The sequence below is a fragment of the Streptomyces sp. NPDC001717 genome (genome assembly GCF_042892775.1).
Classification (GTDB): domain Bacteria; phylum Actinomycetota; class Actinomycetes; order Streptomycetales; family Streptomycetaceae; genus Streptomyces.
The window spans coordinates 235,995-251,995 of sequence record NZ_JBIAUK010000004.1; the positions used below are offsets into that span (position 1 = coordinate 235,995).

The following is a 16,001-nucleotide window of genomic DNA, read 5'->3' on the forward strand; positions in this document are numbered from 1 at the left end:
TCACCCCGCCGCAGCCGGCGTACCCGGCGCGCGTACCCCGGCGACCCCGCGCCGCCACCAGGACCGAGGCGGTCACAGGGGTCCTCGGCCGCTCGCGCACCCGGCTCCCGGCTCCCGGCTCCCGGCTCCCGGCTCCCGGCTCCCGGCTCCCGGCTCCCGGCCGAACCGGACCCCCCTGCCTCCACCACCGAACCGGCCCGCCGTGCGGGGCTTCGCCGTCCCGGGTGTCCCAGTATCTGACGGCACTGCGCGACGCGGGCCTGGTCAGCGCCCACCGAGCGGGGCGCTCCGTGCTGTACCCCCGGACCTCCGTGGCGGAACTCCTCGCCGGCGCCGCCCCGTAGCCCGCCCCAGGCCCCGCCCCCGGCCCCGCCCCCGGCGCCCGGGCCGGGAACCAGGCGACCCGACTCCCCGCAGGTCCGGGGCGGGACCCGCGGGGAGTCCGCGGTCGGGTCCCGCTAGCCCCGGCCGCCCCGGCGGGCCGCCTGGCGGGCGTCCATCGCGTGCAGGGCACGCCGCGCCAGCGGGTGCGTCCGTACCAGGTCCGCCAGCGTCGTCGAGCCGCGCGTGATCCGCGCGAAGGCCCGCCATGCGGGGCGGAAGCCCGTGATCGCCGCGTGCAGCAGCCCCGGCTTGGACTCGAACAGGGTCAGCATCCGCTGCCCGACGCCCATCTCCGCGCCCAGCCCGGCCTTCACCGCGAAGGCGTAGTTCAGGGCCTGGCGGCGCGCGTCCACCGCGTCCTGCGCCTCGGAGATCTTCGCCGCCCACTCCCCCGCCAGCCGCCCCGAGCGCAGCGCGAAGGAGATGCCCTCCCGCGTCCACGGCTCCAGCAGTCCGGCGGCGTCGCCGGCGACCAGGACCCGGCCGCGCGAGAGCGGCGAGTCGGTCTTGCGGCAGCGGGTCAAGTGCCCCGAGGAAACGGCCGGTTCGAAGCCCGCGAGCCCGAGTCGGGCGATGAAGTCGTCCAAGTAGCGCTTGGTCGCGGCGCCTTCGCCCTTGGCAGAGATGACCCCGACGGTGAGGGTGTCCCCCTTGGGGAAGACCCACCCGTAACTGCCGGGCAGCGGGCCCCAGTCGATCAGCACCCGCCCCTTCCAGTCCTCGGCGACCGTCTCCGGGACGGGGATCTCCGCCTCCAGGCCGAGGTCCACCTGCTCCATCTCCACACCGACGTGCGCGCCGATCCGGCTCGCGCTGCCGTCCGCGCCGACGACCGCGCGGGCCAGTACGGTCTCCCCGTCGGCCAGCACCACGGCCACCGTGCGCCGGTCGGGCACCGCGGACCCGTGCTGTTCCACGCGGGCCACGGCGGTGCCCGTACGCACCGACGCCCCGGCCTTCTCGGCCTCGGCGACCAGCGCCGCGTCGAACTCCGGCCGGTTGACGAGCCCGAACAGCATCTGCTTGGAACGCCGGGTCCGGGTCAGCTTCCCGTCCAGCGAGAAGGTCACCGCGTGGACGCGGTCCTTGAGGGGTAGGACGAATCCCGGCGGCAGGGCGTCGCGCGAGGGACCGATGATGCCGCCGCCGCAGGTCTTGTACCGCGGCAGTTCGGCCTTCTCCAGCAGCAGGACGCTACGCCCCGCCTTGGCCGCCGCGTACGCGGCGGACGATCCGGCCGGCCCGGCCCCGACCACGACCACGTCCCACACCTCGCCGGTCTCCCGACCCACCCCGGACACCTCGTCGGCCTCTCCCGCCCCCCCGGACACCTCGTCGGCTTCGCCGGTCACCTCGTCGCCCACCCTCTGCCCGGACCGCTCCGCGTCCGCGCCTTCGCCTGCGCCCGTACCTGCGTCGCGTACGTCGTCGTCGCTGCTCACGATGTGTTGCCGCTCCTGATCACCCGTTGCTCCGATGCCGGGCAAATCCTAGCGAGACGCTCCGTCGCCCCGTTGTGCGAGGATCAGGACTGTCTTTCGCCGTCCCCGGCATACGCGCACCCCGCGGATGCGGGGAAGCCGTACACGAAGTACAACGTCGCACCCAAAAGGAGCGTGCCCATGTCCCAGAATCCGATCGCCGAGACCATCGCCTCGTTGATGCCCCGCGCCAAGCAGGAGCTCACCGAGCTGGTGGCCTTCCAGTCGGTGGCGGACTGGGCACAGTTCCCCCGGAGCGAGAGCGAGGGCGCCGCCAACTGGGTGGCCGAGGCCCTGCGCGTCGAGGGATTCCAGGACGTGGCCCTGCTCGACACCCCCGACGGCACCCAGTCCGTCTACGGCTTCCTGCCCGGCCCCGAGGGGGCGCCGACCGTTCTGCTCTACGCGCACTACGACGTGCAGCCGCCCCTGGACGACGCGGCCTGGATCTCCCCGGCCTTCGAGCTGACCGAGCGCGACGGCCGCTGGTACGGGCGCGGTGCGGCCGACTGCAAGGGCGGGTTCATCATGCACCTGCTGGCGCTGCGCGCGCTGAAGGCCAACGGCGGCGTGCCGGTGAGCGTGAAGGTGATCGTCGAGGGCTCGGAGGAGCAGGGCACCGGCGGTCTCCAGCAGTACGCGGAGGCGCACCCGGAGCTGCTGACCGCCGACACCATCGTCATCGGCGACGCGGGGAACTTCCGCCTGGGCCTGCCGACGGTGACGGCGACCCTGCGCGGCATGTGCCTGCTCAAGGTGAAGATCGACACGCTGGGCGGCAACCTGCACTCGGGCATGTTCGGCGGGGTCGCCCCGGACGCTCTGGCCGCGCTGATCCGCGTCCTCGATTCGCTGCGCGCGGCGGACGGTTCGACGACCGTGGACGGTCTGGCCTCGGACGCGGTGTGGGACGGCCTGCAGTACCCGGAGGCCGACTTCCGCTCCGACGCGAAGGTGCTGGACGGTGTCGAGCTCATCGGCGAGGGCACGATCGCGGACCGGCTGTGGGCCCGCCCGGCCGTGACGGTGCTCGGCATCGACTGCCCGCCCGTGGTCGGCGCCACCCCGTCGGTGCACGCGAGCGCGGGTGCGCTGATCAGCCTGCGGGTGCCGCCGGGCGTGGACACCGCCGCGGCCGTCAAGCTCCTGGAGGCGCACCTGGTGGCGCACACGCCGTGGAAGGCGCGGCTGGAGCTGGAGGTCGTGGGCCAGGGCCAGCCGTTCCAGGCGGACACGGACAGCCCGGCGTACGCCTCCATGGCCGCGGCGCTGGGCGAGGCGTACCCGGGGCAGGAGATGCAGATCGCGGGCATGGGCGGCTCGATCCCGCTGTGCAACACGCTGACGCAGCTGTACCCGGAGGCGGAGATGCTGCTGATCGGGCTGAGCGAGCCGGAGGCGCAGATCCACGCGGTGAACGAGAGCGTGTCGCCGCAGGAGCTGGAGCGGCTGTCGGTGGCGGAGGCCCTGTTCCTCGTCAACTACGCGGAGTCCAAGCGCGGCTGACCCTCGCGATGACGTGCGTGTACGCCCAGGGCGCAGTGCGCTCTGGGCGTACCACGCTCCCGGCGAACTCGCCTGCCCGGGCCGCCCGGCCGTGCGTACGTTCGCCCCATGGATCTCGTCGAAGTACTTCCCAACCGGCTCCACATGCTCCGTTTCCCCATCGGCCAGGCCTACCTCTGGCAGGACGACGGAGCCCTCACGCTCATCGACTCGGGCAACGCGGAGTCCGCCGCCGAGATCGAGGGGGCGATACGTTCCCTCGGGCTGGAGCCCGACCGGCTGGAACGGATCGTCCTCACGCACTGCCACCGCGACCACGTCGGCGCGGCCGGTGAACTGGCCGCCCGCTGGGGCGCGCGGGTCCTCGCGCACCGGTTGGACGCGCCCGTGATCCGGGGCGAGCGGCCGGTGCCCGAACCGGTGCTGGCGGAGTGGGAGGTCCCGCTGTACGAGCACGGCCTGACGGTGCCCGAGGCCCCGCCGACCCCCGTCGACGAGGAGTTGGAGGACGGGGACGCACTGGGCTTCGGGGACGGGGCCTACGCGGTCCACGCCCCGGGCCACACGGACGGCAGCATCGGCGTGCACCTGCCCCGCCACGGGGTGCTGTTCACGGGGGACTGCGTCGCCGCCGTCGGCCCGCTGATGCTGGGCGTCTTCAACGTGGACCGCGCCCGGGCGATCGACTCGTTCCGCCGACTGGCCGCCCTCTCCCCCGATGTCGCCTGCTTCGGCCACGGCGATCCCCTGACCACGGACACGGCGGCGGCCCTCGCGAAGGCCGCCGCCGACACCCCGGCCTGACGGGGACCGTCAGCCGGTGGGGACGCCCGCCTCCAGGTACATGGGGTGTCCCCGCTCGCGGGCGCGCAGGGCCCAGCGGAGGCGTTCGTAACGGTGCTGCGGGAGCAGTCCGGCGGCCTCGGCCTCGGTGACGAAGCGCCAGGCGCGGAGCTCCGGGCCCGGCAGCCGGATCCGCCGCGCCGCCTCCTCGGTCAGTCGGCCGCCGTCGAAGAGCAGCCTCAGCCCCCCGAACCCGGGGGGCTGAGGGGCCTCCCAGTCGACGACGAGCAGGCTCGGCACGTCGTCCAGTACGAGGCCCAGTTCCTCGGCGACCTCCCGTACGCCCGCCCGGGCGGGCGCCTCGCCGGCCTCGACGACGCCGCCCGGGAACTCCCAGCCCGCCTTGTACGTCGGATCCACCAGCAGCACGCGGTCCTGCTCGTCGAAGAACAGCACCCCGGCGGCCACGGTCTCGCGCACGGGTTCCGGGCTCTGCACGATGTCGCAGACGGGGGCGGCCTCGGTGCGGACGGCCTCGGCGATCCGCTCGGCGGTCTCCCGTGGGCTCAGGGCGCCGTTGTCGATGACGTGCGCGTCGGCGGTGAGCCAGCCGAGGGCCTGCTGGTAGACCGGGATGTGGTCGTAGGCCCACTGGCGGACGTGGAGGTCCACCTCCTGTGGGGCCCCCGGCTCCTCCCGGTTCGCGATCCGCTCCCGCAGGATCGTTTCGGCGGGGGCCAGCAGCACATGGCGCACCGGAATGCGGCGCGCCGCGAGGCCGCCGAAGATCTCGTCCCGGTACTCCTGCCGCAGCAGCGTCATCGGCACGACGAGCACGCCTCCCAGTTCGGCGAGCATCGCCGCGGCGGTGTCCACCACCAACCGGCGCCAGCTCGGCAGGTCCTGGTAGTCGGTCACCTCCGCGAGCCGTTTGCGCGGCAGCAGCACGCGCAGCGCGTCCCCGATGAACTCCGGGTCGAACAGGGTGCTGTCCGGCAGGATTCCGGCCAGTTCGCGGGCCGTGCTGGTCTTCCCGGCGCTGAATGTGCCGTTGATCCAGACAATCACGTCTACCCCTCTCCGCATGGCTCGTCCGGAGCCCCCAGTGGCTTGCCCGCACCACCCTGCCACGGAAACCCGTTAATCAGCCGAGTGCTTATCCTCAAGGTCAGAGCGCCGCCCGCTACCTCCGGAGGTTTTCCCGCCGTGGCCACCAACCGCCGCCCGTCCGACGCCCGCTACGGCAACCGGCCCACGATGAAGGACGTGGCCGCTCGCGCGGGTGTGGGCCTGAAGACGGTGTCGCGGGTGGTCAACGGCGAACCGGGCGTCACCCCCGAGACGGAGAAGCGCGTCCAGGAGGCCATCGAGGCACTCGGTTTCCGCCGCAACGACAGCGCGCGCGTGCTGCGCAAGGGCCGCACCGCCACCGTCGGACTGGTCCTGGAGGACCTCGCCGACCCCTTCTACGGCCCGTTGAACCGGGCGGTGGAAGAGGTGGCGCGGGAGCACGGGGCGCTGCTCATCAACGGTTCCAGTGCCGAGGACCCCGATCGGGAGCGGGAGTTGGCGCTCGCGCTGTGCGCCCGCCGGGTGGACGGGCTGATCGTCATCCCGGCGGGCGAGGACCACCGCTACCTGGAACCGGAGATGCGGGCGGGCGTGGCCACGGTGTTCGTGGACCGACCGGCCGGCCGGATCGACGCGGACGTGGTCCTCTCGGACAGCTTCGGCGGCTCCCGGGAGGGCGTCGCCCACCTGATCGCGGGCGGCCACCGACGGATCGGCTTCATCGGGGACCACCCGCGCATCCACACGGCGACGGAACGCCTGCGCGGCTACCGGGCGGCGATGGCGGGGGCGGGCCTGCCGGTGGCCGATTCCTGGGTCTCCCTGGGCTCCACGCACCCCGAACGGGTTTCGGCCGCGGCCCGCGCGATGCTCGGGGCCCCGGAACCGGTGACGGCCTTCTTCGCGGGCAACAACCGGGTGACGGTCACGCTGGTCCGGATCCTCGCCGCCCTGGAACACCCGGTGGCGCTGGTCGGGTTCGACGACTTCGAACTGGCCGACCTGCTGCGCCCGGGCATCACGGTGGTCGCCCAGGACCCGGCGGCCCTGGGCCGCGTCGCCACGGACCGCCTCTTCCAGCGCCTGGCGGGCGCCACCCTCCCCCCGACCCGCATCGAGCTCCCGACCCACCTGATCCCCCGCGGCTCGGGGGAACTCCCGCCGGCCGGTGGGGCATGAAACGCCGCGGGGCCCGGCCGGGGAGTTCCGGCCGGGCCCCGCAGGGGTGGATCAGGCGGTCGCCGTCAGGGTCGCCGAGCGGCGGGGGATCGCGAAGGCGTCCAGTTCGGCGCGGGTCAGGCCGGTGAGGGCGGTGACCTCCTCGGCGCCGACCGCGCCGCAGTCGAGGCCGCGGACCAGGTAGCCGGCCAGGGCCTTGGCGGTGGCGGGCTCGTCCATCACGTCGCCCTCGATCTTGGCCACATACGCCTTCAGGCGCGCGGCGGCGGCTTCGAGGCCCTCGCGGTAGAAGGTGAAGACGGCCGCGTAGCGGGTCGGGAGGTGGCCCGGGTGCATGTCCCAGCCCTGGTAGTAGGCGCGGGCCAGGGCGCGGCGGGTGAGGCCGTAGTGCAGCTTCCAGGCCTCGTGGACCTTCTCCGTGGTGCCGATCGGCAGCACGTTCGTGGAGCCGTCGGAGACGCGCACGCCGGTGCCGGCGGCCGCGACCTGCATGATCGCCTTGGCGTGGTCGGCGGCGGGGTGGTCGCTGGCCTGGTAGGCGGCGGAGACGCCGACGCAGGCGCTGTAGTCGAAGGTGCCGTAGTGCAGACCGGTGGCGCGGCCCTTCGAGGCCTCGATCATGCGGGCCACGGTGGCGGTGCCGTCGGAGGCCAGGATGGACTGGCTCGTCTCGATCTGGATCTCGAAGCCGATCCGGCCCGGGCGCAGGCCGCGGGCGGTCTCGAAGGCCTCCAGCAGCTGGACGAAGGCGGTGACCTGCTCGGCGTACGTCACCTTCGGCAGGGTCAGGACCAGGTTGTCCGGGAGGCCGCCGTGGGCGAGCAGACCGGACAGGAAGACGTCGGTGGTGCGGATGCCGCGGTCGCGGACGTTGGACTCCATGCACTTCATGCGGATGCCCATGTACGGCGCGTTGGTGCCGTTGGAGTACGCCTCGGAGATCAGGCGGGCGGCACGCGCGGCGGCCTGGTCCTCCTCCTCGTCGGAGCGGACGCCGAAGCCGTCCTCGAAGTCGACGCGGAGGTCCTCGATGGGCTCCGTGGCGAGCTTGGCGCGGACGCGGTCGTAGACCGGTACGGCCAGCTCGTCCGGGATGCCGAGTACCTTGGCGAAGGTGGCGGCGTCCGGCGCGTGCTCGTCCATGGCCGCGAGGGCCTGGTCGCCCCAGGAACGGACGGTGTCCGCGTCGAAGACGTCACCCGGCACGTAGACCGTGTGGATCGGCTGACGGGTGCCGGGGTCGCCCGGGTAGTGGCGCGCGAGTTCCGCGTCCACCGGCGCGAGGGAAGCGCTGATGCCCTCGCTGACCGCGCCTGCGAGGCTCGTCGCCACCTTCTCCTGCTGACCCATCGTGCACTCTCCTCTTTTCCGCTTCACGGAAGCTTAGATCCGCATAGCAGAATTTAGTCACGGGGTTCCGCTCCGTCAATGGTCCCTCCGCCGTCCTGGACAAACGACTCGGGGCCGCGCGGTGACAATCACCACACGGCCCCGGAGAAGTGGAGCTACGAAGAGAAGCGCAGGTCAGCCCTTGCGCGCCTTGATCTCCTCGGTCAGCTGCGGAACGACGGCGAAGAGGTCGCCGACCACGCCGTAGTCGACCAGGTCGAAGATCGGGGCCTCGGCGTCCTTGTTGATGGCCACGATGGTCTTCGAGGTCTGCATGCCGGCCCGGTGCTGGATCGCGCCGGAGATGCCGGAGGCGATGTACAGCTGCGGGGAGACCGACTTGCCGGTCTGGCCGACCTGGTTCGAGTGCGGGTACCAGCCGGCGTCGACGGCGGCGCGCGAGGCACCGACGGCCGCACCGAGGGAGTCCGCGAGGTCCTCGATGATGTGGAAGTTCTCGGCACCGTTGACGCCGCGGCCGCCGGAGACCACGATCGCGGCCTCGGTCAGCTCGGGGCGGCCGGTCGACTCGCGCGGGGTGCGGGAGGTGATCTTGGTGCCGGTGGCCAGGGCGCCGAAGGTGACGGCGAGCGCCTCGACGGCGCCGGCGGCCGGAGCGGCCTCGACCGGGGCCGAGTTCGGCTTCACGGTGATGACCGGGGTGCCCTTGGAGACACGGGACTTGGTGGTGAACGACGCGGCGAAGGCGGACTGCGTCGCGACCGGGCCCTCGTCACCCGCCTCCAGGTCGGTGGCGTCGGTGATGATGCCGGAGCCGATGCGCACGGCCAGGCGGGCGGCGATCTCCTTGCCCTCGGCGGAGGACGGAACGAGCACGGCGGCCGGGGAAACGGCGTCGTACGCGGCCTGGAGGGCGTCGACCTTGGGGACGACGAGGTACTCGGCGAACTCGGGGGCGTCGGCCGTGAGGACCTTGACGGCACCGTGCTCGGCGAGGGTGGCGGCGGTGTCGGCGGCGCCGGCACCCAGGGCGACGGCCACGGGCTCGCCGATGCGGCGGGCCAGCGTCAGCAGCTCGAGGGTGGGCTTGCGGACGGCGCCGTCCACGTGGTCGACGTAGACGAGAACTTCAGCCATGGGACTGCTCTCCTGCTTTTGCGAAGTGTCTGGGGACTGTGAGGGGTTGGCCGAAGCTCTTAGATGAACTTCTGGCCGGCCAGGAACTCGGCCAGCTGCTTGCCGCCCTCGCCCTCGTCCTTGACGATCGTGCCGGCGGTGCGCGCCGGACGCTGCGCCGCGGAGTCGACCACGGTCCAGGAGCCCTCGAGACCGACCTCGTCGGCCTCGATCTCCAGCTCCTCCAGGTCCCAGGACTCCACCGGCTTCTTCTTGGCGGCCATGATGCCCTTGAAGGACGGGTAGCGGGCCTCGCCCGACTGGTCCGTCACCGAGACGAGCGCGGGGAGGGAGGCCTCCAGCTGCTCGCTCGCGGTGTCGCCGTCACGGCGGCCGGTCACGACGCCGTCCTCGACCTTGACCTCGGAGAGCAGGGTGACCTGCGGGACGCCCAGGCGCTCGGCCAGGATCGCCGGCAGCACGCCCATGGTGCCGTCGGTCGACGCCATGCCCGTGATGACCAGGTCGTAACCGGCCTTCTCGACGGCCTTGGCGAGCACCAGCGAGGTGGCCATGACGTCGGAGCCGTTCAGGTCGTCGTCCTCGACGTGGATGGCCTTGTCGGCGCCCATCGAAAGCGCCTTGCGCAGCGCGTCCTTGGCGTCCTCGGGGCCCACCGTCAGGACGGTGATCTCGGCGTCGTCGGCCTCATCGGCGATCTGCAGCGCCTGCTCGACGGCGTACTCGTCGAGCTCCGACAGCAGGCCGTCGACGTCGTCGCGGTCGACGGTCAGGTCATCGCCGAAGTGCCGGTCGCCGGTGGCGTCGGGCACGTACTTCACACAGACAACGATCCTCAGGCTCACGCCGGCTCTCCTACCGCATCGTCTTTTTCTGGTACCGCCTTGTGCAGGCAGCATAGGCGCCTTGTCGGGCGGATCCCGGTCGGGGCGGCCCGCGCTCCGAAGGGAATGTTACTCGTCAGTACACCTTGGGTTCCGCCAACCCGCAAGGCCGGTGAACTGTGATCTGTCCAACGCCGGGCAACTGCTCCCAACAGGGACGATTCAGTCGCGCAAGGCGTTGAAGCGTCCTTGGTGGTACAGGAGGGGCCGGCCCGCGCCGGTCGGATCACCCGCCGGGTCCCCGGCGACCGCCTCCGCGATGATCACACGGTGCTCTCCGGCGGGCACGCGCGCCACCACCCGGCAGACCAGCCACGCCAGTACGCCGTCCAGCACGGGGACGCCGTGCGGCCCGAGCCTCCAGTCGGTCGCCGGGCCGAAGCGGTCGGCTCCGCTGCGGGCGAACAGGCCCGCCAGCTCCCTCTGGTGCTCGCCGAGTATGTGGACGCCGAGGTACTCGCTGTCGCGCACCGCGGGCCAGCTGGAGGAGCCGGTGCCGGTCGTGAAGGACAGCAGCGGCGGCTCGGCGGAAACGGAATTGAGCGAGGTCGCGGTGAAGCCGACCGGGCGCGCACCGTCCGCGGCGGTGATCACGGCGACGCCGGCGGCGTGCCGGCGGAAGACGGAGCGCAGGAGGTCGGGCGAGCCCGGGAGGGCGGCCGCGAGGCCGGGGGAGGGTGCCGTCGGGGCGGTCATGAGTCTTCCTTCTGCCGCGGCGAACGCGGGCACGGGTCGGGGATCAGGGGTCGGGGCGTTCACTGATCCCAACAGCGCGCGCTCGCGTGGCGGACGAGGTCTATGTGGACCCGGCCGAAGAGCAGGAGTTCGTACCGCATGCCGCCAGCCTGGCGATCTCCCGTGTACACAGTCAAGCGAGACGAGACAGATGTCAGGCGCGTCACGCTGCGTGCGGGCGCGCGCACCGGCGCGTCCGGGTCTCGCCGGCGCCCCGGTTCCCCGTCATACGGCGGCTCCCAGGGCCGCGATGACGTCCACCTTGCGGGGCATCCCGGCCGCCCGGCGCACCTCCCGACCCGCCGCGTCGAGCACGAGCACGGTCGGGGTCTTCTCGATCCCGAGGGCCCGTACGAGGTCCAACCGCTCCTCGGCGTCGATCTCGATGTGCGCGACCCCCTCCACCATCGCCGCGACCTCGGCGAGGATCCGCCGGGTGGCCCGGCACGGCTGGCAGAACGCGCTGGAGAACTGCACCAGGCTGGCCCGCTCCCCCAGTGCGACGCCGAGCTCCGCCACGCCGAGCTCCGCCGCACCCGATCCCGCCGCACCCGATCCCGTCACAACCGGCCCCGTCGACCCGTCCGCCCGCCCGAGCACCCGTACTCCCGTCTCACGTCCGTCTTCGTCCGCGCACATCATCCCCGTACGCTCGTACGAGGATCGGAGCGCTGCCCGGACCTGCGCAATTCCCGGCGTGACGAGAATCTCCCCGGGCGCGCCCGTCTGGACTGGCCAGCAGCCCGCGTATGGGGCACGATCCCCCATGGCCGCGTACCTACGCTGCCGTAACTTCCGGCCGGGAGCACCTCCCCAGGCAGAAAGCGGGGTTCCGCACCATGGCTGAGCTCGTCTACCCCCCGGTGATCGGCGCCGCGCACACGTTGTTCCGGGCGCTCGACATCCGCATCGACATGAAGGGCACCGAGAACATCCCGCGCAAGGGCGGGGCGGTCCTGGTGTCGAACCACATCGGATACCTCGACTTCATCTTCGCCGGTCTGACCGCGCGGCCGCAGAAGCGGCTCGTGCGCTTCATGGCGAAGGAATCGGTCTTCCGGCACCGGGTGTCGGGCCCGCTGATGCGCGCCATGAAGCACATCCCGGTCGACCGCGCGCAGGGCGAGACCGCCTACCAGCACGCCCTCGAATCGCTGCGCTCCGGTGAGATCATCGGGGTCTTCCCCGAAGCGACGATCTCCCAGTCGTTCACCCTCAAGAGCTTCAAGTCGGGTGCGGCCCGCATGGCGCAGGAAGCCGGGGTCCCGCTGATCCCGGTGGCCCTGTGGGGCACCCAGCGCCTGTGGACCAAGGGGCGTCCGAAGGACCTCAAGCGCAGCCACATCCCGGTGACGATGCGCGTGGGCGAGCCGATCGAGGCGCCCTCCGACCAGTACGCCGGCGCGATCACGCGCAGGCTGCGCGAGCGGGTGCAGGAACTGCTCGAATCGGCGCAGCGCGCCTATCCGGCCAAGCCGAAGGACGCCGCCGACTCGTGGTGGCTCCCGGCGCACCTGGGCGGCACGGCCCCGACCGCCGCCGAGGTCAAGGACCGGGGCTGACCCCGCCGACACCGTGAGCGACGGCCTCCGGGACCACCAGCCGGTCCCGGGGGCCGTCGGCATGCCGTCCGCCGGCCCCGTCAGTTGGGGTTCTCGGCGTGCGTCAGGGTCTCCCAGGCCTCGAAGTGGTTCTCGGTGCCCGCGGGGCGCCGCCCCTCGGTGAGCCTGCGGGTCTTTTCCATGGCGACGCCGAGCCGGGTGTGCAGGGCGTTGTAACCGACCTCGGTGGCCGGGCCGATGCCCTTGGTCAGGCTCCCGCCGCACAGCCAGGACGGCACGGGCTCGCCGAGTTCGTACGTGGCGTGGAATCCGAGGGCGTGCCGGAAGCGGTCCTTGAACTGCGGGTAGAGGTCGCGGCCCTGGATCCGTGAGGTCTCGGCGACGTGCATGGCGGCCGCGATGCCCATGCCGGTGTGGCCGAAGTCCCGGCAGGTCTCCTGGGCGAGGCCGTCCACGAAGGTGCTCTGGCCGTGCCAGTAGTCGATCAGCTCGCCGCGGGTGTCGATGTTCGAACGCGGCGGGTAGACGGGCTGTGCCCCGTCCGAGGCCAGGTAGAAGTAGGCGGGGACGCGGCCGAGGTAGATGCCCATCGCCTTGTCGTAGCTCGCGCGGTCGTCGAGGTGGACGGAGATGCCGACGGCCGCGTCCATCATGATCAGTTCCCAGTTGCCGTTGCTGTTCGGCCTGCCGCCGATCACCTCGGGCAGGTACACCTCGCGCAGCATGCCGGCGAAGCGCCCCTGGTTCGGCCAGCCGCCGGTGTAGGTGTGCTTGATGATCTCGGCCGCGCGGGGCCAGGTGGAGCCGGCCCAGCCGCTCTGCAGCGGCGCGTTGCTGTTGGTGTGGTCCTTGACGACCGCGGACCAGGCGTCCATCAGCTCGATGGCCTTCCGCGCGTGCGCGGGGTCCTTGGTGACGTACCAGGCGAGTGCGTGCGTGTAGGCCGCGATGGCGTCCTCGCGCTCGTCCGAGCAGCCGATGTCCGGGTTCGAGTACGAGCCGCATTCGACGACCGCGCGCGGCTTGGCGGTGCGGGTCGCGGAGGCGTACTTGCTCGCGAGCATCTGGTCGTACGCCGCCTTCCACGGCTGTCGGCCGGCCTGCACCTGGGTGCGTACGAACTCCAGCTGGGCGCGGCTGTTGAGGACTCCGGGGTGTGCGAACTGCGCGGGTGCGGCTCGGACTTCGGGCGCGGCCGGGGCCGCGGGCGCTGCCTGTGTGGGGGCGGGGAGCACGGTCACGGCCAGGCCGAGGGCCAGGGCGGCGAGTCCTGCGGGGATTCCGAAACGCATGGGGGGCCTTCCGGTGGGAGGGGTTCCGGTAGGCCGAAGATACTCATGCACATGCCAAGTCGACAACGATATCCGACAAGAAGGTTTCCTATCAGCGGCCCCGGCGGGGCGCCCGCGGTCAGCCCTCGCGCTTGCGACGGCGGTGGGCCGCGACCCTCTCGCGGGTGGCGCACGTGGTGGAGCAGTACCGGCGGGCACTGCCCGGTCCGGTGGCCAGGAAGAACCGCCCGCAGCCCGTGGCGGCGCAGGCCCCCCAGGCGATCCGCCCGTACTCGGTGAGCAGCCCGGCGAGCGCGAGGGCGCCGGAGGCCAGGAACCAATCACCCCAGCCGGCCCCCTCGCCCCGGTCCACGTGCAGGTGCCAGGGGTGGCCGTCGTGCCGGGTCAGCCGGGGCCGGGTGGCACACTCCGCGAACAGCGCGTTGAGCGCCTCGGCCGCCCGGTCCATGTCGCCTTCGGCGAGCACCTCCCCCATCCGCCGCGCCGCGGCCCGCAGTTGCGCCGCGTCCGCCTCGGTGAAGGCCTCCTCGGTGAGATCGGCCGGGCGTTCCCCGTGCCCGGCGAGCAGCTCCGCGAGGGCGGCGCGCGGCAGGTCGGGGGTGGCGCGGACCGCCTCCGCGAGGTCGATCAGCCGCCGGGCCGCCGAAAAACCCCGTCCGGAGTCCACCATGCCTGGATCCTTTCCCCGTACACTCGAATGACGTAACGTCTTGTCCACTTATCACGTTACACAACGCGGGGGGCCGGAATGGGCGGGTTCGGGCGCTACCTGGCGGCGGCACTGGCCGCGCGGTTCGCCAACGAGGGCATGGGCATGGCCGTGGTGCTGCTCGCCCTGGAGCGCACCGGGAGCGCGGCGCACGGGGCGTTCGTCCTGACGGCCTGGCTGGTGCCGAACGTGTTGGCGGCCCCGCTCGCGGGCGCCGCCGCGGCCCGGACCCGCAGGCCGCGACTCTTCCACGTGGGCGCGCTGGCCGGATTCACGGCAGCCGTGGCGTCCCTGTCCGTGCTGCTGGGCCGGGCCCCGGAGCCGCTGGTGTTCGCGGTGGCGGTGCTCGGCGGGACCTGCGGGCCGATGGTGACGGGCGGCCTGTCCAGCCTCGTCACCGGGCTGGTCCCGGCGGGACCCGGGCGGGACCGGGCGTACGGCTGGGACGCCTCGACCTACAACGCCGCGGCGGTCACCGCCCCGGCGGTGGTGAGCCTCGTCGCGGCGACGGCGTCGGCCGGGCCGGCGATGGGAGTCCTGGCGGGGGCCGCGGCGCTGGCGGCGGCGCTGGCCGCGACCCTCCCGTACGAGGAGCGGGCCGCGGGCGCCGCGCCCCTCGGCGCCCTGGCCGGAGCGGCCGCGGGCCTCGCGGCGCTGTGGCGGGTTCGGGAGCTGCGCGCGGTCACGGCGGCCACGACGCTGGCGTTCGTCGGCATAGGCTCGCTCACCACCACCTCGGTGCTGTTGGCCACCGGGCTCGGCAGCCCGGGCGCCGGGGGCGTCCTGATGACGGCCTTCGCGGTGGGCGCGCTGGCGGGCTCGCTCACGCTGGGCCGGATGACGTCGGTGGCGCCCGGCCGACTGGTGCGCTGGGCGATGGCCGGTACGGGGGTGGGCCTGACGGCGGCGGCGTTCACGCCCTCCGTCGCGCTCACGGCGACGCTGTTCGCGGTGGCCGGGGTGTGCGACGGGCCGCTGCTCACGGCGACCCTGCGGATCCGCGCGGAGTACGCACCGGACGGGGTGCGGACGCAGGTGTTCACGCTGGGGGCGGGGCTGAAGATGACGGCCGCGTCGGCCGGGGCGGCCCTCGTGGGGCTCGCGGCCGACGCACCGGCGGGGCTGCTGCTGACCGGGATCGCCGGACTTCAGTTCGCGGCGGCGCTGGTGCACGTGCTGACGGTGGGGCGCGGGCCCGCGCCCGTCGGGGCGGTTACAGAGCCGTCGGCAGGTTTCGCCACAGCTCCGGCCGGTCGGCGGAGTGCCGGAGCGCCTTGAGGGTGGCCGGGTGCGGGACCGCGTACAGCTCGGGGTGGTCGATCTCGCCGAGCTCGGGCCGTACGGGGAACGCCAGTCGCTCGGTGTCCAGGCTGAACTGCGCGTCCACGCCGGGCTTGTTGCCCCGGGGGTCGACCCGGGACCAGCGCTCGCGGCCGGGCAGCCGGAGGGCGACCAGCCCGTGGATCACCGCGTTCGTCCCCCCGGGGCAAGCCCCGGCTCCACCGGAGCAGCTGTCGCTGCACGAATGATCGTCCGCGAGGAGTTGGTAGCAAAGGCCCGCAGGGATGCCCTGGGCCCTCAGCAGGGCGACGAGGGCGTGGGATTTGGCGTAGCAGATGCCGTTGCGCGTGGCGATGACGTCGGAGGCGCGCCAGGAGACCCGCAGGTCCCCGGAATCGGCCGAGTGGGGGATGGTGTCGCGGACGAACTCGAAGGCCGCCTTGGCGTATGAGTATGCATCGCCGGTGGCGGACCAGAGGGCGTCGGCGGTTTCCTGCACCAGGGGGTGCCAGTGATCGATCGCTTCATCCGATGCCAGATAGGCGTGGATATCGGGGTTCTGTTGGATCAGCTGCATGCGCCGGAGCATAGACAGACCCCCTACCGAAGATCAATAGATTTTCGGTAGGGGGTATATCTATGCAGAG

The 16,001-nt window shown here is 72.7% G+C and carries 15 protein-coding genes; 5 read left to right on the top strand and 10 right to left on the bottom strand.

Annotated elements, in window-relative coordinates; genetic code table 11:
• Nucleotides 1–458: 458 nt before the first annotated feature.
• Nucleotides 459–1,655 carry a geranylgeranyl reductase family protein gene (locus ACFYZL_RS10675; protein ID WP_384744996.1) on the bottom strand — a complete coding sequence of 399 codons (1,197 nt, stop codon included), beginning with the start codon at nt 1,653–1,655 and terminating at the stop codon, nt 459–461.
• A 351-nt stretch (nt 1,656–2,006) separates the two neighbouring features.
• Here ACFYZL_RS10675 and ACFYZL_RS10680 point away from each other — a divergent pair, with 351 nt between their 5' ends.
• Complete coding sequence (locus ACFYZL_RS10680) at nt 2,007–3,371, top strand: dipeptidase (RefSeq protein WP_388677961.1); 1,365 nt, start codon at nt 2,007–2,009, stop codon at nt 3,369–3,371.
• Between the two features lie 108 nt (nt 3,372–3,479).
• Nucleotides 3,480–4,175: an MBL fold metallo-hydrolase gene (locus tag ACFYZL_RS10685; protein WP_388677964.1), complete on the top strand. Its 696-nt coding sequence runs from the start codon at nt 3,480–3,482 to the stop codon at nt 4,173–4,175.
• Between the two features lie 9 nt (nt 4,176–4,184).
• Here ACFYZL_RS10685 and ACFYZL_RS10690 read toward each other — a convergent pair whose 3' ends face one another.
• Nucleotides 4,185–5,222, bottom strand: a complete 1,038-nt coding sequence (locus ACFYZL_RS10690) for an NUDIX domain-containing protein (protein ID WP_384744974.1) — start codon at nt 5,220–5,222, stop codon at nt 4,185–4,187.
• 189 nt (nt 5,223–5,411) lie between these two features.
• Here ACFYZL_RS10690 and ACFYZL_RS10695 point away from each other — a divergent pair, with 189 nt between their 5' ends.
• Nucleotides 5,412–6,404 (top strand): LacI family DNA-binding transcriptional regulator, encoded by a 993-nt coding sequence (locus ACFYZL_RS10695; protein WP_388678165.1) that lies wholly within the window; start codon nt 5,412–5,414, stop codon nt 6,402–6,404.
• Between the two features lie 51 nt (nt 6,405–6,455).
• Here the strand turns inward: ACFYZL_RS10695 and ACFYZL_RS10700 are convergent, their stop codons facing one another.
• From ACFYZL_RS10700 to ACFYZL_RS10720, 5 genes are all read right to left on the bottom strand, one after another.
• Entirely contained in the window at nt 6,456–7,754 is a 1,299-nt protein-coding gene (locus ACFYZL_RS10700) for a DUF6986 family protein (protein ID WP_384744976.1), read from the bottom strand.
• A 174-nt stretch (nt 7,755–7,928) separates the two neighbouring features.
• A complete protein-coding gene (locus ACFYZL_RS10705) occupies nt 7,929–8,891 on the bottom strand; it encodes an electron transfer flavoprotein subunit alpha/FixB family protein (protein ID WP_388677968.1) in 963 nt (320 codons plus the stop codon).
• 59 nt (nt 8,892–8,950) lie between these two features.
• The gene (locus tag ACFYZL_RS10710) at nt 8,951–9,736 is read right to left on the bottom strand and encodes an electron transfer flavoprotein subunit beta/FixA family protein (RefSeq protein WP_384734483.1); all 786 of its coding nucleotides are present in this window, start codon (nt 9,734–9,736) and stop codon (nt 8,951–8,953) included.
• 201 nt (nt 9,737–9,937) lie between these two features.
• Nucleotides 9,938–10,471, bottom strand: a complete 534-nt coding sequence (locus ACFYZL_RS10715) for a flavin reductase family protein (RefSeq protein ID WP_384744979.1) — start codon at nt 10,469–10,471, stop codon at nt 9,938–9,940.
• Nucleotides 10,472–10,735: 264 nt separating this feature from the next.
• Nucleotides 10,736–11,029, bottom strand: a complete 294-nt coding sequence (locus tag ACFYZL_RS10720; protein WP_384744981.1) for a thioredoxin family protein — start codon at nt 11,027–11,029, stop codon at nt 10,736–10,738.
• A gap of 320 nt (nt 11,030–11,349) precedes the next feature.
• Here ACFYZL_RS10720 and ACFYZL_RS10725 point away from each other — a divergent pair, with 320 nt between their 5' ends.
• Complete coding sequence (locus ACFYZL_RS10725; protein WP_384588059.1) at nt 11,350–12,072, top strand: lysophospholipid acyltransferase family protein; 723 nt, start codon at nt 11,350–11,352, stop codon at nt 12,070–12,072.
• A gap of 80 nt (nt 12,073–12,152) precedes the next feature.
• Here ACFYZL_RS10725 and ACFYZL_RS10730 read toward each other — a convergent pair whose 3' ends face one another.
• The gene (locus ACFYZL_RS10730) at nt 12,153–13,364 is read right to left on the bottom strand and encodes an alginate lyase family protein (protein WP_388677973.1); all 1,212 of its coding nucleotides are present in this window, start codon (nt 13,362–13,364) and stop codon (nt 12,153–12,155) included.
• A gap of 118 nt (nt 13,365–13,482) precedes the next feature.
• Entirely contained in the window at nt 13,483–14,034 is a 552-nt protein-coding gene (locus ACFYZL_RS10735) for a CGNR zinc finger domain-containing protein (RefSeq protein WP_388677976.1), read from the bottom strand.
• 78 nt (nt 14,035–14,112) lie between these two features.
• Between ACFYZL_RS10735 and ACFYZL_RS10740 the strand changes: the two genes are divergently transcribed.
• Entirely contained in the window at nt 14,113–15,351 is a 1,239-nt protein-coding gene (locus ACFYZL_RS10740; protein ID WP_388677979.1) for an MFS transporter, read from the top strand.
• Here the strand turns inward: ACFYZL_RS10740 and ACFYZL_RS10745 are convergent.
• A complete protein-coding gene (locus tag ACFYZL_RS10745) occupies nt 15,287–15,931 on the bottom strand; it encodes a transglutaminase family protein (RefSeq protein ID WP_388677982.1) in 645 nt (214 codons plus the stop codon). The two genes, ACFYZL_RS10740 and ACFYZL_RS10745, sit on opposite strands and share 65 nt — an antisense overlap.
• Between the last annotated feature and the right edge of the window lie 70 nt (nt 15,932–16,001).